The organism is Acidimicrobiia bacterium (assembly GCA_030584185.1).
Taxonomy (GTDB): Bacteria; Actinomycetota; Acidimicrobiia; order Spongiisociales; family UBA11373.
Map to the genome: position 1 here is coordinate 1,884,626 of CP129495.1, position 24,154 is coordinate 1,908,779.

The 24,154-nt window shown below is 70.2% G+C and carries 21 protein-coding genes; 3 read left to right on the plus strand and 18 right to left on the minus strand.

Annotated features, from left to right (window positions below; all coding sequences use genetic code 11):
- From pyrB to QY307_09795, 3 genes are read left to right on the plus strand one after another with little or no spacing between them, the layout of a single operon-like run.
- Positions 1 to 969: an aspartate carbamoyltransferase gene (gene pyrB, locus QY307_09785; protein WKZ83792.1), complete on the plus strand. Its 969-nt coding sequence runs from the start codon at positions 1 to 3 to the stop codon at positions 967 to 969.
- Positions 966 to 2,327, plus strand: coding sequence for an orotidine-5'-phosphate decarboxylase (pyrF, locus tag QY307_09790; protein ID WKZ82358.1), 1,362 nt, complete (start codon positions 966 to 968; stop codon positions 2,325 to 2,327). Before pyrB ends, pyrF begins: the two co-directional genes overlap by 4 nt.
- Positions 2,324 to 3,322, plus strand: a complete 999-nt coding sequence (locus tag QY307_09795; protein WKZ82359.1) for a quinone-dependent dihydroorotate dehydrogenase — start codon at positions 2,324 to 2,326, stop codon at positions 3,320 to 3,322. The genes pyrF and QY307_09795 overlap by 4 nt, the downstream gene beginning before the upstream one ends.
- Before the next feature lie 3 nt (positions 3,323 to 3,325).
- Here QY307_09795 and QY307_09800 read toward each other — a convergent pair whose 3' ends face one another.
- The 18 genes from QY307_09800 to QY307_09885 form a co-directional block, all read right to left on the minus strand.
- Positions 3,326 to 4,309 carry a hypothetical protein gene (locus QY307_09800; protein WKZ82360.1) on the minus strand — a complete coding sequence of 328 codons (984 nt, stop codon included), beginning with the start codon at positions 4,307 to 4,309 and terminating at the stop codon, positions 3,326 to 3,328.
- Complete coding sequence (locus tag QY307_09805; GenBank protein ID WKZ82361.1) at positions 4,306 to 4,842, minus strand: sigma-70 family RNA polymerase sigma factor; 537 nt, start codon at positions 4,840 to 4,842, stop codon at positions 4,306 to 4,308. Before QY307_09805 ends, QY307_09800 begins: the two co-directional genes overlap by 4 nt.
- Before the next feature lie 23 nt (positions 4,843 to 4,865).
- Entirely contained in the window at positions 4,866 to 5,783 is a 918-nt protein-coding gene (locus tag QY307_09810) for a hypothetical protein (GenBank protein ID WKZ82362.1), read from the minus strand.
- Positions 5,780 to 6,730, minus strand: coding sequence for an ethylbenzene dehydrogenase-related protein (locus QY307_09815; GenBank protein WKZ82363.1), 951 nt, complete (start codon positions 6,728 to 6,730; stop codon positions 5,780 to 5,782). Before QY307_09815 ends, QY307_09810 begins: the two co-directional genes overlap by 4 nt.
- Positions 6,727 to 7,470 (minus strand): molecular chaperone TorD family protein, encoded by a 744-nt coding sequence (locus QY307_09820; GenBank protein WKZ82364.1) that lies wholly within the window; start codon positions 7,468 to 7,470, stop codon positions 6,727 to 6,729. Before QY307_09820 ends, QY307_09815 begins: the two co-directional genes overlap by 4 nt.
- 10 nt (positions 7,471 to 7,480) lie before the next feature.
- Positions 7,481 to 8,707 (minus strand): 4Fe-4S dicluster domain-containing protein, encoded by a 1,227-nt coding sequence (locus QY307_09825; protein WKZ82365.1) that lies wholly within the window; start codon positions 8,705 to 8,707, stop codon positions 7,481 to 7,483.
- Positions 8,707 to 8,997 carry a hypothetical protein gene (locus tag QY307_09830; GenBank protein ID WKZ82366.1) on the minus strand — a complete coding sequence of 97 codons (291 nt, stop codon included), beginning with the start codon at positions 8,995 to 8,997 and terminating at the stop codon, positions 8,707 to 8,709. Before QY307_09830 ends, QY307_09825 begins: the two co-directional genes overlap by 1 nt.
- The gene (locus QY307_09835; protein WKZ82367.1) at positions 8,994 to 12,449 is read right to left on the minus strand and encodes a molybdopterin-dependent oxidoreductase; all 3,456 of its coding nucleotides are present in this window, start codon (positions 12,447 to 12,449) and stop codon (positions 8,994 to 8,996) included. Before QY307_09835 ends, QY307_09830 begins: the two co-directional genes overlap by 4 nt.
- Before the next feature lie 95 nt (positions 12,450 to 12,544).
- Positions 12,545 to 13,906 (minus strand): FAD-dependent oxidoreductase, encoded by a 1,362-nt coding sequence (locus QY307_09840; GenBank protein ID WKZ82368.1) that lies wholly within the window; start codon positions 13,904 to 13,906, stop codon positions 12,545 to 12,547.
- 29 nt (positions 13,907 to 13,935) lie between these two features.
- Positions 13,936 to 14,436, minus strand: coding sequence for a 5-(carboxyamino)imidazole ribonucleotide mutase (gene purE, locus QY307_09845; GenBank protein WKZ82369.1), 501 nt, complete (start codon positions 14,434 to 14,436; stop codon positions 13,936 to 13,938).
- Entirely contained in the window at positions 14,429 to 15,685 is a 1,257-nt protein-coding gene (gene purD, locus QY307_09850; protein ID WKZ82370.1) for a phosphoribosylamine--glycine ligase, read from the minus strand. The genes purE and purD overlap by 8 nt, the downstream gene beginning before the upstream one ends.
- A gap of 22 nt (positions 15,686 to 15,707) precedes the next feature.
- Positions 15,708 to 17,837, minus strand: a complete 2,130-nt coding sequence (gene purH / locus QY307_09855; GenBank protein WKZ82371.1) for a bifunctional phosphoribosylaminoimidazolecarboxamide formyltransferase/IMP cyclohydrolase — start codon at positions 17,835 to 17,837, stop codon at positions 15,708 to 15,710.
- The gene (purM, locus tag QY307_09860) at positions 17,824 to 18,858 is read right to left on the minus strand and encodes a phosphoribosylformylglycinamidine cyclo-ligase (protein ID WKZ82372.1); all 1,035 of its coding nucleotides are present in this window, start codon (positions 18,856 to 18,858) and stop codon (positions 17,824 to 17,826) included. The genes purH and purM overlap by 14 nt, the downstream gene beginning before the upstream one ends.
- The gene (purF, locus tag QY307_09865; GenBank protein WKZ82373.1) at positions 18,855 to 20,225 is read right to left on the minus strand and encodes an amidophosphoribosyltransferase; all 1,371 of its coding nucleotides are present in this window, start codon (positions 20,223 to 20,225) and stop codon (positions 18,855 to 18,857) included. The genes purM and purF overlap by 4 nt, the downstream gene beginning before the upstream one ends.
- Positions 20,222 to 22,405 (minus strand): phosphoribosylformylglycinamidine synthase subunit PurL, encoded by a 2,184-nt coding sequence (gene purL, locus QY307_09870; protein ID WKZ82374.1) that lies wholly within the window; start codon positions 22,403 to 22,405, stop codon positions 20,222 to 20,224. The genes purF and purL overlap by 4 nt, the downstream gene beginning before the upstream one ends.
- Before the next feature lie 43 nt (positions 22,406 to 22,448).
- Positions 22,449 to 23,126, minus strand: a complete 678-nt coding sequence (gene purQ / locus QY307_09875) for a phosphoribosylformylglycinamidine synthase I (protein WKZ82375.1) — start codon at positions 23,124 to 23,126, stop codon at positions 22,449 to 22,451.
- Positions 23,123 to 23,374, minus strand: coding sequence for a phosphoribosylformylglycinamidine synthase subunit PurS (gene purS, locus QY307_09880; GenBank protein ID WKZ82376.1), 252 nt, complete (start codon positions 23,372 to 23,374; stop codon positions 23,123 to 23,125). Before purS ends, purQ begins: the two co-directional genes overlap by 4 nt.
- Positions 23,361 to 24,119: a phosphoribosylaminoimidazolesuccinocarboxamide synthase gene (locus tag QY307_09885; protein ID WKZ82377.1), complete on the minus strand. Its 759-nt coding sequence runs from the start codon at positions 24,117 to 24,119 to the stop codon at positions 23,361 to 23,363. The genes purS and QY307_09885 overlap by 14 nt, the downstream gene beginning before the upstream one ends.
- Positions 24,120 to 24,154 lie beyond the last annotated feature (35 nt).

The window sequence follows — 24,154 nt, forward strand, 5'->3', positions numbered from 1 at the left end:
ATGACCACGATCAACCACCTGCCGTTCGGAGACCGGCGCGACTCGCGCTTCTACAACCGCGATGTGATCTCGGTCCGGCAGTTCGATCAGGCCGACCTGGACCACGTGTTCGGAGTGGCCAGGGAGATGCAGGAGATGGTGGCCCGGGTCGGCGCCTTCGACCTGCTCAAGGGAAAGGTGCTGGCCAACCTGTTCTACGAGCCATCGACCCGCACCTCGTCGTCGTTCGCCGCGGCGATGCAGCGACTCGGGGGGAGCGTGATCGCCATCAACGAGGTCCGCTACTCGTCGGTCTCCAAAGGCGAGTCGCTCCCGGACACGGTTCGCACCCTGGAGCGTTACGCCGACGTCATCGTGCTGCGTCATCCCGAGGTCGGGGCGTCGGCCCTGGCCGCCGAGTACGCCACCAAGCCGATCATCAACGCAGGCGACGGCGTCGGGGAGCACCCCACGCAGGCGTTGCTCGACCTCCACACCATCCGTCAGGAGCTCGGGGCCGTGGACGGGTTGAAGGTGGCGATGGTGGGGGACCTCAAGTACGGGCGGACGGTGCATTCACTGGCCCGCCTGCTCTCCATGTACCGGGTGACCCTGGCGCTGGTGTCGCCCGAGATCCTGCGCATGCCCGAGGAGATCCTCACCGACCTCTCCGCAGCCGGGATGTCGGTGACGGTCCACGATCGGATCGAGGACGCCCTTGGCGATGCCGACGTGCTCTACGTGACACGGGTCCAGAAGGAGCGGTTCGCCGACGAGTCCGAGTTCGAATCGGTCAAGGGCGCCTACGTGGTGGCGCCCGACACATTGAACGAGGCGAAGGAGCGGATGATCGTGATGCACCCACTTCCCCGCGTGAGCGAGATAACGATGGAGGTGGACTCCGATCCCCGGGCGGCTTACTTCAGGCAGATGGAGTACGGGATGTACGTCCGAATGGCGTTGCTGGCGATGGTCCTGGGCAAGGCATGAGCGGGTTCTTCACACGGCTCGAGGAGCGCTCCCGAGATGCCGGTACCCGTCTTTGCGTCGGAATCGACCCCCGGGAGGCGACCACAGGGGAGGCCCGGAGCCGGGCGCGCCGGATCATCGCCGCCACCGCCCCGAGCGCCGCCGCATTCAAGTTCAACAGTGCCTACTTCGAGGCCCTGGGCCCCGAGGGGATCGAGTCGTTGATCGACCTGGTGGCGGAGGTGCCCGAAGAGATTCCGGTGATCCTCGATGCCAAGCGGGGAGACATCCCAGAGAGCGGCGCCGCCTACGCCCGGGCGTGTCTCGAGGTCGTGCGAGCCGGTTCGGTGACCATCAGCCCCTACCTGGGGATCGATTCGATCCGGCCATTCCTGGACCACGACGGGGCTGGCGTCTGGGTGCTGGCCCGCACCTCGAACCCTTCTGCGGCGGCGGTACAGGATCTCGCCCTGACCGGGGGAGGCGTGCTTCATGAGGAGGTGGTGCGCCAGGCGACCACCTGGGCCGGTCCGGATCGGCTGGGCCTGGTGGCCGGCGCCACCGATCCGGGAGCGTTGGCGCGGGTGCGTGCCGCGGCACCCGGTCACTGGATCCTGGCTCCGGGTGTCGGAGCGCAGGGGGCTGATCCCGCCTCGCTGGGTGTGGGCCTGAGGGAGGATGGAAGCGGGCTCCTGGTGACCGCCTCGCGCTCCATCGCCGCCGCCGGCGATCCAGGGGCGGCGGCGGCCGACATACGCAGCACCCTGGCGCGGCTGCGGCCCGTCGGGCCCGCATCCAACGATTCCCTGCTCGCAGTCGATCTCCATGCCGCCGGGTGCGTTCGCTTCGGCCGCTTCACCCTGCGCTCTGGCAATGAGTCGCCGGTGTACCTGGATCTGCGTCGGCTGGTCTCCCATCCCGGGTCGCTGCGCCGGGTGGCGGCGGTGCTCTCGGCCTCGGTCTCTCGCCTCGGGGGCGAGGCGATCGGCGCCGTCCCGTACGGCGGTCTCCCCCTGGCGACGGCGGCGGCGCTGCAGGGCGGGATTCCGATGGTCTGGGCCCGGCCGCGGCCCAAGGAGCACGGCTCCGGTGACGCCGTCGAAGGGGAGTGGCACCCGGGCCAGCGCCTCGTGCTCGTGGACGACGTCGTCACCTCGGGAGTCAGTGCCTTGGAATCGGCTCGGGCGCTTCGCCACCACGGCCTCGTCGTGGAGCACCTGGTGGTCGTGGTCGAACGGTCGCAGGCGGGGCGGTCGGCGCTGGCGGCCGAGGGGATCGCCCTGCACTCCCTGACGACCCTCCGAGGGCTGGCCGAGGACCTGGCGGCGGCCGGGCTCATCGACGAGGAGCAGCGGCGGCAGGTGGACGCCATGTCGTGAGCTACCGGCTGGCGCGCGCCATCGGGTTCCGGATGGATCCGGAGCGGGCCCATCGCCTCGCCTTGGCTGTCGCAAGGCTTTCCCGTCCGGTGTGGGCCATCGGCCGCCGGCGGCGCGAGGCGTCCCCGGTGGAGGTGATGGGGCTGCGATTCCGCAACCCGCTGGGTCTCGCCGCCGGGTACGACAAGGATGCCGTGGCGTGGCGGGCCCTGGGCGCCATGGGCTTCGGGCACGTCGAGGTGGGAACGGTGACGCCACAGCCGCAGCCGGGCAACCGTCGCCCCCGGCTGCATCGGCTGGTCGATGACCGGGCGCTGGTCAACCGCATGGGGTTCCCGGGAGCGGGAGCGGAGGCCGTGGCCGGGCGGCTGCGGGGAGGACGCCCCGGCGGGCTGATCCTGGGGGTGTCCATCGGTCCCAACGCCGCCACTCCCCCGGAGCGGCGGCTCGACGACTACCGGGTGCTGGTTGCCCGCTTCGCCCCGCTCGCCGACTACCTGGCGGTGAATGTCTCCTCTCCCAACACGCAGGGCCTTCGCTCTCTGGAGCGGCCCGAGGAGATCTCGGGGCTGCTCGGTGCGCTGCGGGCAGAGCGCGATGTCTGGGTAGGGCGCATCGGGAGGCGGGTGCCGCTGGTGGTGAAGCTGTCGCCCGACCTCTCGGACGCACCCGGCGTCGCCGCCTCCGCCGAGGAGGCGGGCGCCGACGGCATCGTGATGGGCAACACCACCATCGAGCGACCGGGTATCGAGAGACCGACCCCGGAAGGGGGACTCAGCGGGGAGCCGCTGGCTCCGCTGGCGCTGCAGCGGCTCCATGAGGTGGTCGCCGCCTCCAGGCTCCCGGTGATCTCATGCGGGGGGATCATGTCGCCCCGGGACGTGGCCGAGCGGTTGGCCGCCGGGGCAGCCCTGGTGCAGATCTACACGGGGTTGGTGTACGCCGGTCCGGGTCTGGTCGGGTCCACGCTTCGGGAGCTGCGCGGCGACGACTGATCGTCAGCCGAAGCAGGTCGCCAACGAGGTGACCACGACTTCGACCTCGGCTGTCGTCCGATTGCCGGCACCGTCGTCGGCCGTGATGATGACGGTGACCGCCGTGGTCGGTGGATCCTCCGGGACGGTGCCCGCCGGGAACGATCCGAACGTGGCCGAATGGGTGTCGCCCGATCGGGTCATCGTGATCACCACCGGAAGACCGCCGGGAAGCGTCCAAGAGGCGGTGGCAACGACCGGTCCCCGATCGTCGGTGACGATGGCGGTGATCGTCGCCTGACGGGGGTTGCCCGCCGGGCAGGCCAGCGATTCGGAGTCCAGCTCCCAGATCACCCCTGGAGTGACCGCCTCCTTCTCCACGACCGGTGCCGTCACGTCGGGAGTCGTGGTGGAGGTCGTGGCGGCCGGGTTCGTCGTCGCAGCGGCCATCGAGGTCGAGGTGATCGGGGTGGTCGTCTCCGTGGTGGGGGCGGCGGTCGTGGTGGTGGTGGCCAGGCTCGTCGTCGACACGGTGAGGGTCGGCTCGTCTTGAGGGCAGCCGACCTCGGGGAGTCCGGCGGCGTCTCCCTCCAAGACCACCGCCCCTTGTTCCACGAAGACGATCTGCCCACCATCGACCGCCCGTATCGCCAGCCACCCGTCGAGTCTTCCGACCACCTGCACCCGGTCTCCCTGGTGCAGGGTGGCCACCTCGTCGCCACCGGGACAGGCGTAGGCGACGACCTGCCGGTTGCTGATGTCGCCGGGGGTGGCCGGTTCGTCGCCGCCGAGGAGCAGACCGATCACGGCGCCGGCGATGAGCGCCGCCACCACGATGAGGACCCCGGGGCCCGGTCCGCGGCGACCCCGCCGGCCCCTGCGAGGTGGCTGCTTCTTCGCCGCCTCGACACGGGCACTCAGCTCGGCGACCAGGGCGTCGGCGTCTACCACCGGCTCCGGTGCCAGGGCCTCTCCGAGGAGGCGGCGCAGACGCTCGTCGAAGGTCATGGCTCTTCTCCCAATGCCGCCGCCAGGGATGCCCGTCCCCGATGCAGCTGGGTCTTGACGGTCCCCTCGGTCACTCCGAGCGACCCGGCGATCTCCGTGACGGGCACGTCGAGGTAGTAGTGGAGGAGGATCACCGTGCGCTGGCCGTCCGGGAGTCGGCCCACGGCGTCGAGGATGGTGATCCGATCGGTCACGACCTCCTGGCCAGGGTCGGCGGTGGGGAGCGCGCTGCGCGTCAGGGCCCTCTCCTCCGAGCGGGAGCGCCGCTGCCGACCCCGGGCGGCGTTGATGGCCACCACGGTGACCCAGGCGGCGAGGTTGTCGGGGTGGTGGTCCCCGGCCAGGGTCTTCACCACGGCGTCCTGAACCGCGTCCTCGGCGCCGTCGCGGTCGCCGGTGGCGAGGGCGACCGCCGCCACCACCCGGGGATACTCGGTGGCGACGAACTCGCGGATCGCCTCGTCGCCCATCCCCTCCTCTCCAGGAGCCGGGAACGGTAGCGGGAGCCGGGTTGCCGAGGCGACCAGCGTCATGACCATCGACGCGTGGTGAGCGGCTACGGGTTGACGGGCCCCCGGAACAGGGAAGGGAAGGTGAGCAGCGACAGCCCCATGATCAGCTCGCCGCTCTGGAGGGTGCTGTGGAGGCCGATCCCGCCGGCGAGTACCAGGAGGACACCGGCTACGGCGGCGTCGTCACCGGCGAGGTGCGATCGCACGCCGGCGTAGGTCAGCGCCCCGCAGGCGGCGGCGTAGAAGAGGGGATGAAAGTAGCCGGCCACGCCCAGATTCCACAGCAGCAAGATCTCGGTCGTCGCCTCGGCCCGCATCAGGGCGGCAGCCACCAGGACTGCCACGGCCACGCCCGCGAGCACAGCCCTGCGCACCGCCGGCCGCGGCGCCAAGAGGGCCAGCGACGTCGCCCCGAGCAGTGCCAGTGCCTCAGAACCCTGGATCAGGGCGGCCGTGGGAAGGCTGACACCGGGTGCCGCCGAGCCGAGGACATCGACGGCGGCGGTGATCGCAAACGCCACCGCCATGGCGATCAGCGGCAGGCGGCGGGCGGTGTTCCATCCGGGTGGCGCGGCCACGGCCGCCAGCACCAGGACGGCGGTTGCGGTTCCGGAGATGGTCTCGCCGACGATGCCGAGGCGAACGCCGGCGGCCACCACCAGGAACCCGAGCAGCACCACGGTCACCGGCCGCCCGCCGCGGTCCCACGCCCTGACCGCCGCCAGCACCATCAGCACAACGAGGAGAACCGCCGCCAGATAGAGGGCGAATCGTCCCGCCTCGGTCACGATCCGGTACGGCGACCGGAACCAGTCGAGGCCGGGGATGTGGATCACGGTGCGGGTGAGGACCCGCAGCAGGGCCATCTCCACGGTGGCGACGACGGCGGTGGCGAGCGCCAGCCACCTCAGGTCGATGAGAGATGGAGACTGCGCCGTACGGGACTCGGCCCCGCTGCTCACCCGTTTGGCTTCGGCTTGCGCGTGATCCCGACGAGGAAGAGAACGGTGGCCAGGGCCCCGAGGACGTAGAGGGCTTGCATCCAGAGGGCGGTGCCGTCACCGCCGGAGGCGGTGTTTCCGTAGGTCGAGTCCGAGATCTGCATGCGGGCGAAGCTGGAGACCGACTTCTGACCGTTTCGGTCGGCCTGGGCACCATCCCACACCGCAAAGGCGACGTCGATGGCGGCGCCGGCCACGAACGACGGCTGGTCGGCCCCGGGGGCGGCGAAGGTGCGGGCCATGGTGACCGACCAGGTGAGGGCGTCGTACGCCCCCGCCCCTTCCACCGCCTGCTGATCGAGCGGGGTGAGCGAGCCGAACCCACCGGCGATGAGGTTCTGTACGGTCTGGGTGCCGGTGAGCACGTTCCCGGCAGCCTGCGGCGGGTAGTGGGTCGCATCCTCCGCCAGGTAGTAGTCGACGTAGCCGTCATAGGGGAGCACCGACCCTCCACCGTCGGCGCGCCAGTACCAGATGTTGACCGCTCCGTCGGCCTGGCCCATGCAGATGGCGGGGACGGTGGCCGCGGCCAGCCCGGGGAACTGGACTGCAACCGCGTCGACGAACCGGTCCACGGCCCGGGCATCGGTGTTGGCGGTGCTGTCGGCCCACTGCAGGTTCACATAGAGGGTTCCCTCGTGGTGCAGTGCCCGGACGCTCACCAGGGGGATGGAGCCGCCACCCATCGGAGTGGTGACGTTCTGGGCGGTCAGCCGGAGCTGGACCGGAGGGATCTGCTGCCAGGCCTCCGATGCGGAGTCGAGTCCTGGAGCGATCTCGGAGCGCCACGCCGTGATCGACTGGGTCTGGGCCGCCGCCGGGTTGGCGTCCAGAACCCGAAGACCCGCGGCGGCGACCAGGGCCACCAGCAGCAGCATCCAGCGCCGGTTGCCGAAGACCTTCGTCATCCGTGTGCCTCCCCTCCGCATCCGCATCCGCCTGCGCCGCAGGCCGGCGTCGGGCCGCAGTCCTCCTCCGCCGGATGGGACACCGGCTCGGGTGCCGGCCCCATCGCCGCCGGTACCACACCGCGTCGATCCAGTTCCTCCTCCAGCCAGGCGGCGATGAAAGCGCCCAGGGCCCGGTAGAAGGGGTGGTCGCCGGTGAGCGCCAGGCGGCGTCCGAACTCGGACCCCCACACCCCCAGGTGCTCGCGAAGGAACTTCTGCTGGGTGTCGTCGCAGGTCTCGGCCAGGTCGTCCATCCCCGACTCGATGGCGGCCGCCTCCTTGAAGGCGAGGAAGCCCATGAACTCCAGCTGGGGTCCGATGGCGTCGGGCCGCTCCTTCACCTTCCCGCCCACCTTCAGGCCATGGGCCCGGTAGAAGGCGGCGACGTCTGCCATCCGGTTGGTCTGCTGGAAGACGTCCTTGCCCACGTAGGCGGTCTCAAAAGTGGGGGAGTCCTGCGACTCGATCGGCGGGAATGTCCGGGTGTGTCCCCGCCTCAGGTCGTCCAGATCGGAGGCTGCGGCCTCGGCCACCAGCGTCAGTCGTGCCATGTCCAGTGGCGGATCCTCGAACTCGAGGTCGCGCAGCAGGCCGGGATCGATTGCGGCCGTCGGGTGGCGCAGGGCCTCGCCGAGCAGGCAGTAGATCCCGGCGCGGATGCGTCCCTCGTCCACCCGCGGTTCGGTCAGCGTGGTCAAGATACGGTCCTCATATCGAGTTCAGCTTGGTAGGACGCTCCACCAGCGGGTCCTCGACCCGCACCCGGACGATCTCCTTGCCGTTGCGGTCGAAACCGACGACCACGTCGTCGAAGATCTCCAGGGGCTCTCCGCCGACGTTGATCTCTCCCAGCTTGGAGCCCTCTTCGACGTCGAAGGAGAACACGATCTGCTGCGTGGCGCGGAACAGCTGGAGGACGGCCAGCAGGCGCCGTGACGGGCGGGTGTACGCATCGATGGCATGATCCACTCCGGGCCCGAACATCTGGTGCAGGTAGTTGCGGGGCACCCACCGGGGTGGGATGTAGTACACGTTGGGCTGGGTTCCGAACTGTGGATAGAGGGGGAGGGCGACTCGCTCCTCGTGGACCAGGTAGTAGAGAGGGTGGTTGGGGTCCTCGATCCAGACGCCGTCGTCGCCCACCTCGACGAGCCCCTGGAGCCGGATCTTGCCGACGCAGGCCGTCATGCAGCGGGTCTCCATCGGCTCACCGTTGGTGAGGGGATCGGTTCCCTCGATGCGGGGGTAGCAGGCGATGCACTTCTCGGTGACCCTGGTGGTAGGTCGGTACATCGTCTTCTTGTACGGGCAGGCCTCTACGCACTTGCGGTATCCCCGGCAGCGCTCCTGATCCACCAGCACGATCCCGTCCTCGGGCCTCTTGTAGATGGCGTTGCGGGGGCAGGCGGCGAGACAAGCCGGGTAGGAGCAGTGGTTGCAGATGCGGGCCAGGTAGAAGAACCAGCCTGTGTGCTCGGGGAGGCTGACGCCGGCGGCGGGGGCTGCGGTGGCGTGGTCCTCGTAGCGGTTGGGTGCCTTCCAGTCGGCCTCTTCGGGGATGAACCCGAGGACACGCTCGCCGGCGGGCGCCGCCTCGAACACGGTCTGCCCGTCGAAGCGACCGTAGGGGGCGGAGTCGTCACCGGGGGCGGCCTGCCACACCTGACCGGCAGGGTTGGCCTGCTCCAGCAGGGCCAGGGTGCGGACGTCCCAGCCGCTGGGATAGCCACCGTACGGCTTGGTCTCGACGTTGTTCCACCACATCAGTTCCTGGCCCGGGGAGTGGGTCCAGGTGGACTTGCAGGCCATGGTGCAGGTCTGGCAGGCGATGCAGCGGTTGATGTTGAACACGGCGGCGAACTGGCGCTCGTAGGCGCCACCCGGGTGCTGGTACTCCATATCCCGTCCGAGATGCCAGTTGTGGACGGTCGCCATCAGTTCCCCTCTCCGAAAACTGCCGACACTGCACGCTCCACGAACTCGTCGCCCCGGCGCCGGTACACGTCGTGAGGCCCGGCGTACAGGGGCGTGGTGAAGAGGCGGCCCACCTGCTCCCGGCCCCAGCCCATCAGGGCGTACTCCTCGACGATGCAGCGGGCCATCTCGAAGTCGGCCGCCTCGTCCACGGGGTAGGTGACCGCCACCAGCTCGAACGGGTCATCCTGCTCCAGCTCCTTGTCGGCGGCGGGGCCTCGGGGGGCGATGTCGACGGGTTGCCAGGTCATGCCTGCCCCCGCACCGTGACGAACCCGCCCTCTAGGTACTGCTGCATGGTGAAGCTCTCCCCGCCCGGGCTGCGCCCGGTGGTCCCCGGCTCCCAGTCGCTCTTGCCGTCGACACCACCCGGCTCGGCCTTGGTGACCCGGATCAGGGTCTCCTTTGGCGTCGTGTTCACGGCGTGGTTGTCCACGTCGAAGCCGAAGATGAACCCCATCGCCGCCGCCCGCTTGTGGAACAGGGTGTCGGTCTGGTGCATCGGAGGCGCCCAGCCGCGGGTGATGCTCTGCTGGCTGCCGTGGCGGAACGAGGCCTGGTACCCGGTCGGCGACAGCGCCCGGCCGTCGGTCCGCTCCCGCTGGGCGCGCACGGTGCGGGTCGTCGCCATGTAGAAGGCGTGCTTGAGCATGGTGACGCCCCTGGGGTAGGCGTGGTTGTAGGAGACCCGGGCCATCAGACGGGCAACGTCGTAGAACTCGTCGGCCTCGGATGCCCCCACGTAGGGACGGTCGGCCGGGTTGGCGTCCACCCACACGTAGTCGCCGTTTGCGATCCCGAGCGCCCTGGCGTCATCGGGGTTCATGTGGAGTTGGGCGTCGCCCACACCGGGGAGCCGCTTGTCGGCCCGATAGGGGTCGGAGAACCCGTTGTTCCAGATCCAGTGCCAGTCGGTGACCGCCCACGAGGAGTGCACCGAGTGGCGCGACTTGGGGGTGAGGCAGAGGAACTGGTAGCCGTCTTCGAACAGCGGGTTGACCGTGTTCTTCACCTGCGACCAGGGCATCATCACGTTGCGTACCTGGCGCCGGTCGGCGTCCATGTCGTCCAGCGGGATCCCGTAGTCGTTGGGGCGTAGGAACGGACTGGTGGAGACGATCACGTTGGGCAGGTAGGGGGTGGCCTCCACCGCCTCGCGGTGAACGATCAGGTTCTCGCCGTACTCGATCGCCTCGGGAAGGTCGACATAGGAGTTCATGCGGCCGGTGTCGGTGTAGAAGGGGAGCGAGTCGACGATCTGCTCCCGGAACGGGAAGCGGGGGTAGGTGCGGTACTGCATCAGGGCCCCGCCCGGCTCCCCGTACTTGCCAGCCATGATGTCGGCCACCGTGTAGCCCTCGGTGGTGAACGAACCCGCCAGGACCCGGTCGAGGTACACCTCGGGGGTATCGGCGTACCGGAAGTAGTCGGTGAAGCGGCGGTCGCCGGTGAGGTCGGTGAGGGCCTTGGCGATCCCGGCGAACACGGCGATGTCGTCGCGGGTCTCGTAGAGCGGGTCGATCCCGCCTTTCCACAGCTGCAGGAACGGGTTGGAGCAGGACCCGGCCATCTCCAGCGTCTGGAACTCCATCCACGAGTTGACCGGCAGCAGCACGTCGGCGTGCTCGGCAGAGCCGGTCCACTCGATCTGCTGATCCACGATCATGTCGACCTTCGGGTTGACGTTGTGGATCAGGTGGTAGTGCCACTTGGCCTGGTTGATCAGGTTGGCGTTGTTGTACCAGAAGGCCTTGGTGGGGGTGGGGAGGTGGGTCTTCCCGGTGAACACCTTGCGACCCTCGGCGGGGGTGTCGACCACGAGGGGGCGATCGCCGTACCCCCAGTACATCTCCTCGCCGTGGATGGTGTGGCGCAGGGTCCCCTCGATGTATCGGGCATCGGGGTCGAGCAGCGGCGAGAAGGGGTCCTCGTTGACGAAGCCGCCGACTCCGGGCCCGAACCACGGGGCGCCGTGCCAGATGCCGCCCTTGTAGTTGCCCGCCCAGGTGCTGACCGTGGCCCCCGGCTTGCCCACGTTGCCGGTGAGCATCGCCACCAGGTACACGGCCCGGTTGTGCAAGGTGGCGTGGAAGTAGTGGTTGATGCCCTCACCGACGTGGATCCCGACCGGCTTGATGGTGGCCAGATCCTCGATCAGGCGCTCCACCAGGTCCCGGGGGGCGCCGGTGATGTCGACCACGGTGTCCAGGTCGTAGTCGGTGAGGTGCTCCCGGTACATGGTCATCGCCGTGGCGACCTCGACGCTGGAGCCGTCGGCCAGCGTCAGCGTCCCCCGGAAGTCGAGCATCGGATCGATGCCCTTGTCGACCATGCGGTCACCCACGTCCTCGCGGTTGATCGCAACCGGGGTCCCGTCGGCGCCCATGACCACGCGGTCCCCGATCGCCTCGTGCTGCTCCTGGGTCATGGCATGCACCGTGAACGACGGGCCCTCGGGGTCGAGGTCGGACACGTGGCCAGGGAACAGCTCGTCGGCCCGCAGCCTGGTCAGCGTGTCCAGGCGCACCAGCAGTGGAAGGTCGGTGAAGCGCTTCAAGAAGTCGTGGTCCACCAGGTCGCGATCGATGAGTGCCTTGGCGATCCCGAGGAAGAGGGCGGTGTCGGAGAGGCCGGCCCGGATCGGGATCCAGTAGTCGGACTTGGACGACTGCGGCCCGTACTCGGGGACGATGGAGACGATCTTGCCGCCGCGTTCGATGATCTCCTGGAAGAAGTGGCTCTCCGGCATCTTGTTCTCCACCAGGTTCTTGCCCACCTGGATGAGCAGCCGTGAGGAGCGGAGGTCGTTGAAGTCGGTCTCGGTGGTCTGCAGTCCGTGCACGAACGGGAAGCCGGGGGCCTGGTCGCCGCGCCAGGTGTACTCCGACCAGTCGCGCGTGCCCTGGGCCTCGTCGGGGCCGACGCCGCGCACCTTGGCATCGAGCAGCGAGAGCATGTTGGCGAAGCGGAACAGGCCGAACTTGCCGGCCACGCCGTGGATCGGCAGCGAGGACCCCATCTTGATGGTGCGCACTCCGGAGTGCTCCCAGAACTCGAGCATCTCCGGGTCGTACCCGTCCTTGTCGATGAGCCGCTTGCGTCCCTCCTCGCCGCTGTAGGTGCGGGCGATGGCCTCGAGGCCGCGCGCCACGTAGGCGTCGGCCTCCTCCGTGGTCACCGGGACGAAATCGTCGTCGCCGCGGGCGTCGAACCTGTAGACGGTTCGCAGCGAGGGGTCGTCGGAGAGCGAGGGGAAGCCGTCGTCGGCCCACTGCTTCCATCCCGCCCGCAGCATCGGCTGCTTGAGCCGGTACGGGCCGTACACCCGACGGTGGACCGTGTAGCCCTTGAGGCAGCCACGGGGGTTCCAGGCCCGGCTCGACGAGTTGCCCTCGGCGTCGCGGTAGTTGCCCCCGTCGTAGTTCTGCTCGGTGCGGATCACCACCCCGTTGCGCACGAAGGCTCGCAGCCGGCACATGTGGGTGTCGTTTGGGGCGCAGATGAAGGTGAAGGAGTCGTCGTACCGGTACTGGTCGCGGTAGATCGTCTCCCAGTCGCGGTTCGGGTAGTGGAGCAGCGGGTTCTCGATCGCCTCGGCCGCCTGGAAGTAGGCGAGCGCCGGCTTCCAGCCGCGCGCCGCGGCGTATGCGGCGGCAGTGCCTGCCGTCGCCTTCAGAAACGCCCTTCTCGAGATTCCAGGCACCGCGGATCCCTCCTGCCCGTGAACGCCGTGGCAGTTTGGCGGTTGGTGCGCCGGGCGGTGTCGCCGCGGCTAGGGACTTCCGGCCCTAAGAACCCTCAGAGCTGGCCGGTGGCCTCGAGGGCGGCGACCTCGACCAGGTAGCCGGCGTCGAGATACCGCTGCGGGGAGAAGCCTGCGGCGTGGTCCGGGAGCGTGCCACCGGTTACGTGGAGGGCGGCGATCTCGGCCAGCCCGCAGGCCGCCATGATCCCGAACCCGGAGAGTGCTCCGGCGACGAAGGCGCCCGGTGTCTCCATCGGTCCGGCCAGGGGACGGTTCTCCGGCGTCTTCGTGTAGTACCCGCCGTCGACGACGCTGCGAGGAAGGCGGTCCCGGTAGGAGGCCATCGCCGGGAGCATGGCCTCCATGCCGCGCAGCACCACCTCGGCGAACAACGGGTCGTCGGGAAGGGGCCACGATGGCTCCTGCACTCGCTTGTGGTACTCCCAGAGGGCCAGCGCCCAGTTGGAGTCGGGGCCGCCTTCGGGCCTCCCGTGGCAGAACCGGGGCAGTTCCCCGAGGAGATCGACGCGGCGTTCCGACTCGAGGAGCACGCGCTCCTCTTGAGACCATCCGAGTGCCTGCGGGTCCGACCAGATCACCATCGGAGCCTGGCGGGGCATCGCACCGGCGACGTCGGCGAAGGAGACCTTGAGGTGCACCTCCGACTGGACGGGAAGTGTCTCTCCCAGCAGGCCGGCGACCTCACCCAGCATGGGCCCGGCGGCGATCACCAAGGCGCCGCATGGGAGGTGGCTGCCGTCGTCGAGGTCGACTCCGGTCACCCTGCCCGACCCGAGGCGCACACCGGTCAACGCCCGCTGCTGCAGGGTCAGCCCGTGGCGGCGTCCCTCGTCGAGGAGCCAGGCACCCAGCTGCTGTGCCGACAGCCATCCGGCCCTGCGGACGTGCAGTGCTCCGACGGCGCTCGGGCCCAGCCAGGGGAACAGATCGTGGAGCAGTCCGGGGGAGGTGATCAGGTCGGTCCCGGCCGGAACTCCCTCCCAGCCCGAGGGCGGCGACGCAAGGTACGGGGGGTCGGCGGCGGCGCCGCCGTGCACCCGGAGCGGCCCCACCCCGAGCGTGGCGCCGGCCTCCGCCTCGGCCCGCATCGCCTCCAGGCGGTCCGGGTCGGCGGTCGCGTACAGGTACCCGCGTCGGTTGAGCCCGAAGGCGTTGCCGCTCGCCCGGGCGAACTCCTCCATCAGGTCGATAGATCGGTTCATCAGGGCCACCATCGAAGCGTTGGGCCACAGGTTGCGATAACACTCGGTCGACTTGTCGGAGGTCAGCGTCAACGGAGGCCGGGGGTCGCAGAGCACGACGTCGGGCACCCCGAGGATGGCGGTTAGATGGTGAGCGACGGCGACGCCGGCGATCCCGGCACCGCAGACCACGACGTCGGCGGATCGCCCCATCGGCCCAGGATAGGGAGTCGGCGGTGCCGTCAGTCGATCGGCGGCAGCGAGGCGCCGAGCACCCTCTCCCGATCGGCCTCGAGAACCTCGGCCATCCGCTGCGCCACCTCGGGGTGCCGCCCGGCGAGGATGCGAGCGCACAGGTAGGCGGCGTTGCGGGCACCGGCGGCTCCGATCCCGAGGGTGGCCACCGGCACCCCGGGGGGCATCTGCACCGTGGAGAGGAGGGCGTCGATCCCCTGTAGCGCTCCAGATGACATGGGAACCCCCAGGACCGGCAGGGTGGTATGGGCGGCGACGACTCCTGCCAGGTGGGCGGCCATGCCGGCTCCCGCCACCACGATCTCTACGCCGCGCTCCCGAAGCCCGGTCACGTACTCGACCAGGTCGTCCGGGGTTCGATGCGCCGAGAGCACCCTTGCCTCGTGGGGGATGCCGAAACGCTGCAGCGCCTGGCGGCACGGCCGGATCTGCTCTTCGTCGGAGGCCGACCCGACCAACACCGCCACCAGTGGCGTCTCTTCACCCACCGTTCACCTCCGCTCCCACGTCGCGTCGATATGTCATGCCCTCCCATCGTACGAGGCGCACTCCGTCGTAGGCGAGGCGGCGGGCGGTGGTGGCGTCTCCGCCGCGAGCGACCACCGCCCCGACCCTGCCACCTGCGGTGATCAGCCCTCCGCCGCCGGCGGCGGTCCCGGCATGGATGAACCAGCGGTCGGGGCGCTCCACGGCGGGGTCGATCTCGATCGGATCGCCGCGCCGGGGCGACTCGGGGTAGCCAGCCGCCGCCAGCACCACTGCACAGGTGGGATCGGGGTCGATCCCGAAGTGGGGCGGGTCCTCACCTTGGCCGGCCACCCAGGAGCAGACCTCGAGGAATCGCCCCTGCTCGATCCGGGGAAGGATCGCCTGGGCCTCGGGGTCGCCGAGGCGGACGTTGAACTCGAGAAGCGCCGGGCCGGAGGTGGTGAGCATCAGGCCGGCGAACAAGAAGCCGTGGAAGGGGGTCCCCCGGTCCACCATCACCCTGAGCACCGGGCGGATGATCTCGTCGGCCACCTGCCGTTCCAGGTCGGTGCCGACTGCCGGGTTCGGGCTCACCGCACCCATACCACCGGTGTTCGGGCCCTGGTCTCCCTCGAGGAGGCGCTTGTGGTCGCGGGCATGGGGAAGGGCCACGAAGGCGGTACCGCGACAGGCGTAGAACAGGGACGCCTCGATCCCGAAGAGGCGCTCTTCGAGCACGATGCGTCTCCCCGCCTCGCCCAGGCCTCCACCGAGCAGCTCCCTTCCGAGGCGACGACACTCGTCGAAGTCGTCGGGGAGCATCACCCCCTTGCCGGCCGCCAGGCCGTCTGCCTTCACCACGGGAGGGTCGGCGAACCCGGCGAGGGCTGCCTCGATCTCGGCCGGGTCGGACACGAGGCGGTGGACGGGGGAGCGGACGCCGGCTTCGGCCGCCACCTGGCGGGTGAAGGCCTTGGATGCCTCCAGCCTGGCGGCGGCGCGGCCGGGGCCGGCGCAACGGATCCCGGCCGCGACCAGGGCGTCGGCGAGACCCGCCACCAGCGGGCCCTCCGGTCCGGGGACGACCAGTTCGACCCGGTGATCCCGGGCGGTGGCCACGAGGGCGGGAACGTCATCGGCCGGGAGGTCGAGGTTGGTCCCGAGGGCTGCGGTTCCCGGGTTGCCCGGGGCGGTGAGAATCTCCACTCCCGGACCCGATGCGAGGGCTCTGGCCATGGCGTGCTCCCGGCCGCCGGAACCGACGATCATCACCCGCAATGCGGCTCCCCTCTCAATGGCGGAAATGCCTGCGTCCGGTGAGCACCATGACCAGGCCGAGCTCGTCGCAGGCCGCCACCACCTCGTCGTCACGCTTGGAGCCCCCCGGCTGGACCACGGCGGCGATGCCGGCGACGGCGGCCACCCGCACCGAGTCGTCGAACGGGAAGAATCCATCCGAGGCGAGCACTGCACCCCTTGCGGCCGGCCCGGCCTTCTCCAGGGCGAGCCGGGTGGCGTCGACCCGGCTCATCAGGCCTGCGCCGGCCCCGCGCAGGGTTCGCCCGGATGTGACGCACACGGCGTTCGACTTGAGCAGCGCCACCGCCCGCATGGCGAACGACATCTCGGCGAGCATCTCCGGGTCGGCCGGGCGGCGGGTCACCGTCTTCCACTCGGTGGTCGGAGCCGGCCCCGGGTCGGCCTCCTGGACCAGCAGTCCGCCCCCGATGGTGTGGAAGGTGCGACCGGGGGAAGGATCCCCAGGAGGGACCTCGAGCAGTCGGAGGTTGGTCCTTCCCGCCAGCATGGCGATCGCCTCGGCGGTGAAGGCGGGGGCGGCGATGCACTCCACGAACAACCCGGACTCCTTGATCGCCGCCGCCGTGGCCCCCTCCAGTGCCGAGTTGAAGCCGATCACCCCGCCGAAGGCGGCCATCGGATCGCCGGAGAGCGCCGCGGTGAAGGCGTCGGCCTGCATCTCCGCCTCCGCCAGCCCGCAGGTGTTGGTGTGCTTGACCACGGCGCAGCGGTGCCCTCCTTCGCCGTGGGCCGCCCGGTAGGCGGCATCGAGGTCGAGGAGGTTGTTGAACGAGAGCGCCTTCCCCTGCAGCAGGGTTCCGGCGGCAACCCCCCGGCCGCCATCCTCGACGAGCAACTCGGCGCGCTGATGGGGGTTCTCGCCGTAGCGAAGGGGGGCGCCGGCGACGAAGTGAGGGAGGCCGGGGTCGACCTCGGCACCCTCCTGTGACCACATGGCGATGGCCCGGTCGTAGGCGGCGACCCGGGCGAACGCCGTCGCTGCCAGGTCGCGGCGCACGGCCTGGGGGATCCGACCCGCTGCCTCGACCCAGCTCAGGACACGGGCGTGGTCGGCGTGGTTCACGACCACGGCGACGCCTCCGTCGGCGTTCTTTGCCGCCGCCCGCAGCATCGTGGGGCCGCCGATGTCGATCTCCTCCACCAGGCGGTCGCGGGCGGCCCCGCCGGCCAGTGCCGCCTCGAAGGGATACAGGTTGCACACCACCAGGTCGATGGGAAGGTGGCCGTGGCGATCGAGGTCGGCGAGATGGTCGGGACGCCGGCGGTCGGCGAGGATCCCGGCGTGGATAGCCGGATGGAGGGTCTTCACCCGGCCGCCCAGGACCTCGGGTGCTCCGGTGATCGACTCCACGGGGGTGACCGGCACCCCGGCATCGGCCAGGGTGGCGGCGGTGCCCCCCGAGGCGATCAGTTCGACCCCGCAGGCGACCAGTCGCCTTCCCATCTCGGCGACTCCGGCCTTGTCGGACACGCTGATCAGGGCGCGCCGGACATTTCCCGGATCGGGCGCCTCGTCGCACAGTTCATCCACCAGCAGCCGCACGGCTCGCGGATAGATGCGGTGCTCGACCTCGGTGAGTATCCGGTGGGCGAGCCCGTGGGGCCCTTCATCGCCTCTCACCTCGATGCGGCCCTGGAGAAGGATGGGACCGCTGTCCACCCCGCCGTCGACCAGGTGGACGGTGGCTCCGGCCACCGTCACCCCGGCCTCCCACTGCCGCGCCGGAGCATCGAGCCCCGGAAACTCGGGGAGGAGGGAGGGGTGGATGTTGAGGATCCGGCCCGGCCAGGCCTCGAGGAACCCGGCGCCCAGGATCCTCATGTAGCCGGCGAGGAGGAGGTGCTCCGCCCCGGCCTCGTGCAGTACCTCCAACATCCTGGTCTCGTGCTCCCGTCTGGAGCCGTCGAAGGCGACCACGGCGGTTGGAATGCCCCGCCGCCCCGCCTCCTCGAGCACCGGCGCCCCGGGGTTGTCGGTGGCCACCAGCACCAGATCGGCGGGGATGGTGCCGGCAGCGAAGGCGTCGATCAGCCGGGCGGCGTTGGAACCCCGCCCCGAAGCCAGGATGGCGAAGCGGGGCCGGTCATCAGACGGCGACATCACCGAACACGACCCGTCTCTTGCCGTCGGTCACCTCGCCGACGAGCCGCCATCCGAGCTCGACGGCGGCGGCGGTGTCGTCGGCGGCGATCACGGCCAGGAAGCCCAACCCCATGTTGAAGGTGGCGGCGAGCTCCGCCTCCTCGACGCCGCCGTGGGTCGCCACCAGGTCGATCACGGGCGGCCGGGTGAAGCCGGCCGGGTCGATCCGGACCTCCAGCCCGGTGGGAAGCATGGCACCGGCCCGCCCCAGCAGGCCGCCACCGGTCACGTGCGCCGCCGCCTTGAATCCGATCGTTGCCGCCAGGTCGAGCACGGGACGCACGTAGATGGCGGTCGGGGTGAGGAGTTCGTCGCCGAGGGTCATCCCTGGACGGACCTCATGGTCGAGGTCGAGGCCGCCCCTCTCGAGGAGTGCGGCGCGGGCCAGCGAGAATCCATTGGAGTGGAGCCCGGTCGACGGGAGTCCGACTACGGCATCGCCCGGCCTCGCCGTCGTCGGGTCGGGGAGCAGTTCGGCGTCGACCATGCCCACGGCGAACCCGACCATCTCCAACTCGCCGTCGGGGTACATGCCGGGCATCTCGGCCGTCTCTCCGCCGAGGAGCGCGCAGCCCGCCTCACGGCAGCCGGCGGCGATCCCCCGGATCGCCGCCTCGATCCGTTCCGGGTCCAGCCTTGCAGTCGCCAGGTAGTCGAGGAACAGGATGGGCCGGGCCGCGAGGGGAAGCAGGTCGTTGACGCTCATCGCCACCAGGTCGACCCCCAGGCCCTCGAAGTCGGCGGGTCCTCGCGCCAGCAGCAGCTTGGTGCCCACGCCGTCGCAGGTGGCGGCGATGAGCGGATCTGCCATCGTGCCGGTCTCGGGCCGGATCAGGCCGGCGTACGGGGAGGGGTGGTCGACCCACTCCGGCCCGCGCGTGGCCCCGATCACCGGGCTGAGCCGATCCAACAGCCTGGCGGCGGCCGACACGTCGACTCCGGCCTTGCCGTATGTGAGCGGCCCCCCCTCACGGGTCATATCGGGTACTCGCCGGTCATGCACGCCATGCAGTGCTCCCCGCCGCCGGCGGCCCGGCGCAAGGCCTCGGCGGAGAGGTAGGCGAGGTCGTCCACCCCGATCGCCGCCGCCACCCCGGCAGGCGATCCCTCGCGGTTGATGGCCAGTTCCTCGCGCCGCGGGGTGTCGATCCCCATGAAACAGGGCCATGCGATAGGAGGGCTCGCCACCCGCAGGGCGACGCCGGACGCCCCGGCCTCGCGAATCATCTTGACGATCTGCATCGAGGTGTTGCCCCGCACGATCGAGTCGTCCACCAGCACCACCCGCTTGCCGGCGACCGCCTGTCGCACCACCGACAGCTTGAGCTCGATCTGGGAGGTGCGGGCATCCTGGTCGGGGAGGATGAAGGTGCGCCCCACGTAGTGGCTGCGCAGGATCGCCTTCTCGTACGGAAGGCCGGAACCGCGCGAGTAGCCGATGGCCGCCGGGACGCCCGAGTCGGGCACCGGCACCACCACGTCGGCGCGGAATCCGGCGGCGGCGTCCGCCCTGGCCAGCTCCTCGCCCATCCGGGTGCGCGCCTCGTTGACGCCCTGGCCGAACACCGTCGAGTTGGGACGGGCGAAGTAGACCAGCTCGAACACGCACGGCGCCAGCGCCGCAGGTTTCAGCAGCTGCCTGGTCTCGACGCCCTCGGGGCCGATGGTCACCAGCTCTCCCGGCTCTATCTGGCGCACGTCGGCGGCGCGGAGCACCTCGAGGGCACAGGTCTCGGAGGCGATGACCCAGCCCCCCTTGATCTCACCCAGCACGAGCGGGCGCAGCCCGTTGGGATCGCGCAGGGCGTATATGCGGCCGTCGCAGAACATGGTCAGCGAGTAGGCCCCGACCGCCGCTGCCGCCATGTGCTGCAGCGCCGCGGCGAAGTCGGGCGCCCGCGATCGAGCGATGAGGTGCACCAGCAACTCGGTGTCGAGGGTGGTCGAGACCAGTGCCCCGTCGGCCTCCAGCTCGTCGCGCAGGTCGTCGGCGTTCTTGATGTTTCCGTTGTGGGCGATGGCCACCCGCCCATACGGGGTGTTCGCCAGGAACGGCTGGATGTTCTCGTCGAGGCCGACGGTCGAGTACCGACAGTGTCCGATCGCCCGGTCACCCGGCATCCCCTCGATGCGGTGGACCGGCAACGCCTCGGCGATCAGGCCCCGGCCCTTGGCGACGTGGTGGGTGCCGGCGTCGTCGATGGAGACGATTCCGGCGCCCTCCTGGCCGCGGTGTTGCAGCTCGAAGAGGGCGCGGTGGGCCAGGGGGACGGCGGCCGCCTCGTGGTACACCGCAACCACCCCGCACGCCTCGCGCAGCTCGTCGAAGGGAAGATGCGGGTTCATGGCGATCCCCGGAAAGCGGCGGCCACCTCGTCCATGGCGAGGTCGAGGATCCCGTCGACGACGAGCCCGTCGCCGCCCGCCGTCCCCGAGGCTTTGACCGCGAGGCCCGCAGCGGTGGCCGCATCAAGCACCGCCTGGTGGTGCTCCTCACCGATGGCCACCCAGGCCACCCCTGCCGGCTCACCGAACAGAGCCCAATCGGGGCGTCCATCGTGCTCCAGGCGTACGCGGACTCCGGTTCCCGAGCGCAGGCAGAGCTTGGCCAGGGCAACTGCCGGCCCGCCTCGGGCCGAGTCCTTCGCCGCCCGGATGCGGCCCGCCCGGATCTGCTCGAGGAGAAACCCGGCGAGGGCACGGTCGGTCTCCAGGTCTGGCGCGGGAGCGGGGCCACCGACCTCCTTCGTCCTCAGCCGGCCGTAGGCGGAGAGGTTGGGGCCGGAGGACGGGCTCCCGACCAGCAGCACTACGTCGCCCTCGGTGAAGCCGGGGGCGGGAACGAGCCTGCGGTCGGGGATCAGCCCGAGGGCGCCGATCATCGGAGTGGGCGGTATGGCGCCGATGGGGGACTCGTTGTACAGGGAGCAGTTCCCGCCGGTGACGGCCAGACCCAGGGCGCGCAGGCCGTCACCGAGCCCGGCGATGGTCTCCGCCAGACGGGTGAACTCGGCCGGATCCGATGGCGACCCGGCATTGATGCCGTCGGTGACCGCCACCGCCTCGGCACCGACACAGGCCAGATTGCGCACGGCCTCACCGAGGAGGCACTGAACCCCGAGCCTGGGATCCACGGCGCAGGCGTCGCCACCGCCCACCAGGGAGAGGGCGAAGGCGCGGTCCTCTCCGGGGAGCCGCAGCACCGCTGCCTCGCCCTGTCCCGGTCCGCGCATGGTGCGGTTTCCCACCGTCTGGTCGTAGCGTTCGTAGACGGGGGAGAGATCGCCGAGCCCGGGAAGGCGCAGCAGGGAGAGGAGCGTCTCGCCGAGGTCGGCGGGCGGCTCGATCGGCGGATACGGCACCGCCTTCGGCAGCGACTCCACCCCGGCCCACCGGCGGAGCGGAGCACCGTCGGCGACCAGTGCCGCCGGGAGGTCGGCCACCACCTCGCCGTTGTGACGCACCAGCATCCGGTCGTGATCGACCACACGACCGCACACCGCCGCCGCCACGCCTGCCGAGCGGAAGCGCCCCACGGCCGCCTCGGCGCCTCTCGCGTCGACCACCAGCATGAACCGCTCCTGCGACTCGGAGAGAAGTATCTCGAAGGGCTCCATGTCGGGCTCCCGCAGCGGCACCTTCTCCAGGTCGATCTCGATCCCGGCCCCTCCGGCGGCGGCCATCTCGGCAGTGGCGCAGGCGATCCCGCAGGCGCCCAGGTCCTGACCGGCCAGCAGCCCGTCGGCGGCGGTGAAGGCCAGCACCGCCTCCATCAGCTTCTTTCCCATGAACGGGTCGCCCACCTGCACATGGGAGCGGCGGCCACCGTGGTCGTCTTCATGGCCCAGCTCCTCGGAGGCGAAGGCGGCGCCGAGGATCCCGTCTCGACCCGTGGTCGCCCCCACGTAGATCACCGCCGCTCCGGGCACCGCTGCCGCCGAGCGCATCTCGTCGTGGCGAACCAGGCCGGCGGCAAGGGCGTTCACCAGAGGGTTTCCCTCGTAGCGGGCGTCGTGGATGGTGAGGCCCCCCACGTTGGGGACCCCGTAGGAGTTGCCGTATCCGCCGATCCCGGCCACCACGCCCTCGCGAATGAACTCGGCTCGAGGTGAGCCCGGATCGCCGAAGCAGAGGGCGTCGAGCACCGCCACCGGACGGGCTCCCTGGGCCACCACGTCGCGCAGGATCCCTCCCACTCCTGTGGCAGCCCCTTGGTAGGGCTCGACGGCACTGGGGTGGTTGTGGCTCTCGATCTTGAACGCCACCGCCCAGCCGTCACCGACGTCGACGCAGCCGGCGTGCGAGCCCGGCCCGGCGAGGATCCCGGGTCCGGTGGTGGGGAGTCCGGCTAGCAGTGCCCGGGTCGACTTGTAGGAGCAGTGCTCGGACCACATCCCGGCGAACACCGCCAGCTCGAGGTGGTTCGGCTCGCGACCCAGCGCCGACTCGATGGCGTCGTACTCGGTCTCGTCGAGCCCCATCGCCACCGCCAGGCGGCGGCCGGCGAGTGTCCCGGCGGTGGTCATGGTCGAGAGCTCCGGTGCCGGCGCGCTCCGAGGTTCCCGGGCATCATCCCCTCACCCCCTCCAGAATCGATCGGTGGGCCCCGGAGAGCAGAAGCAGTCCATCCGTGCTGCCGAGATCGGGATGGGATGCCCGCTCGGGGTGGGGCATGATGCCCAGGACCCGGCCGGTGTCGTCGAGGAGGGCGGCCAGGTCGCCCAGCGAGCCGTTGGGGTTCTCCTCGTACACCAGGGGCACCCGGTCGGCCACGGCATCGAAGCCATCGGGGTGGAACCAGTTGCCCTCGGCATGGGCGATGGGGAGGAGCATCCGGTCGCCCGGCTCGAGCGCCGAGAACCACGGGCCCGACGCCTGGTCCGTCACCTCGACGGTCACCCAACGATGCCGGAACCCTGCCGGGTCGTTGTAGCCGAGGGCGCCCGGGAGCAGGCCCCCTTCGACCAGGATCTGAAACCCGTTGCAGACCCCGATCACCAGCCCGCCAGAGGCCACGAACCCGGGAAGATCCACTACGGACGGCTCCTGGCTGGCGAGCATCCCAGCCCTCCAGTAGTCCCCATACGAGAAGCCACCGGGAAGTCCGGCGAGCTGGATCCCGTCGGGAAGAGGGCGGTCGGAGGGATGCAAGAAGGCGTCGAAGCCGGCCGCCAGGAGCCCTTCGAGGAGGTCGCGGTCCCCATTGGACCCGGGAAAGACGATCACCGCCGCCCGGGGCCCGGTCATGACTCCTCCGTCACGGCGATCTCGTATGACTCCAGGTTCGGATTGACCAGCAGCCGGTCGCACAGGTCCGCGGTGATGCGATGCGCCTCGTTTGCGTCGTCGCAGTCGATGAGCATGGACAGCACCCGGCCCACCGCCGACACCGACACACCGCCCCGGCCGAGCCGCTGCAGGCTCTCCTGGACCGCCTCCGCCTGAGGATCCTTGACCCCAGGACGAGGGCGAACCGTCAGGTCAACCCGATACACGGTCGGTGGCGTCCAGTGCCGCCTCGAGGCGTTCCAGCAACTTGCGGTAGCCGGCGAGGAGGTCTCCCTGATCGAACCGGAACAGGTCCTTGTCGAGGATCTCGCCGGTCTCCAGGTCGCGGAACCGGCAGGTGTCGGGTGAGATCTCGTCGGCGAGGAGCATGTCGCCGTCTCCGGAACGACCGAACTCGAACTTGAGATCGACCAGGTCGATCCCGGCTCCACTGAACAGGTCCCGAAGCAGCAGCGCCGCCGTCCTGGCGGCTTCCCGGATCTCGTCGGCCTCGCCCTGCGTGGCCAGTCCGAGCAAGGCGACATGCTCGTCGTTGATCATGGGGTCACCCAGGTCGTCTCGTTTGAAGTAGAACTCGACTATCGGTGGTTCGCAGACCGTCAGGTAGTCGAGGCCGGTCCGCTTCTCCAGCGACCCGGCGACCTTGAATCTGACCACCGCCTCGATGGGAACGATCTCGACCAGACGGGCGGACAGGGTCCGCTCGTCGACGCGGCCCAGATGATGGGTGGCGATCCCCCGATCGGCGAGGTACTCGAACAGCATCTCGGTGATCCGGCTGTTGAGGGCGCCCTTGCCGGAGAACTGCTCGTGGCGCTGGCCGTTGAAGGCGGTGGCGTCATCCTTGTAGAGGATGTGTGCGGTCCCGTCGGGCTGCGGCACCACCCGCTTCGCCTTGCCCTCGTAGGCCTCCTGCTGCACCTTCGGGTCCCCGCTTCGGCTGGCGCGCATGGTGCCCTGCCGGACGGGTGCTGTCAAAAGGATCT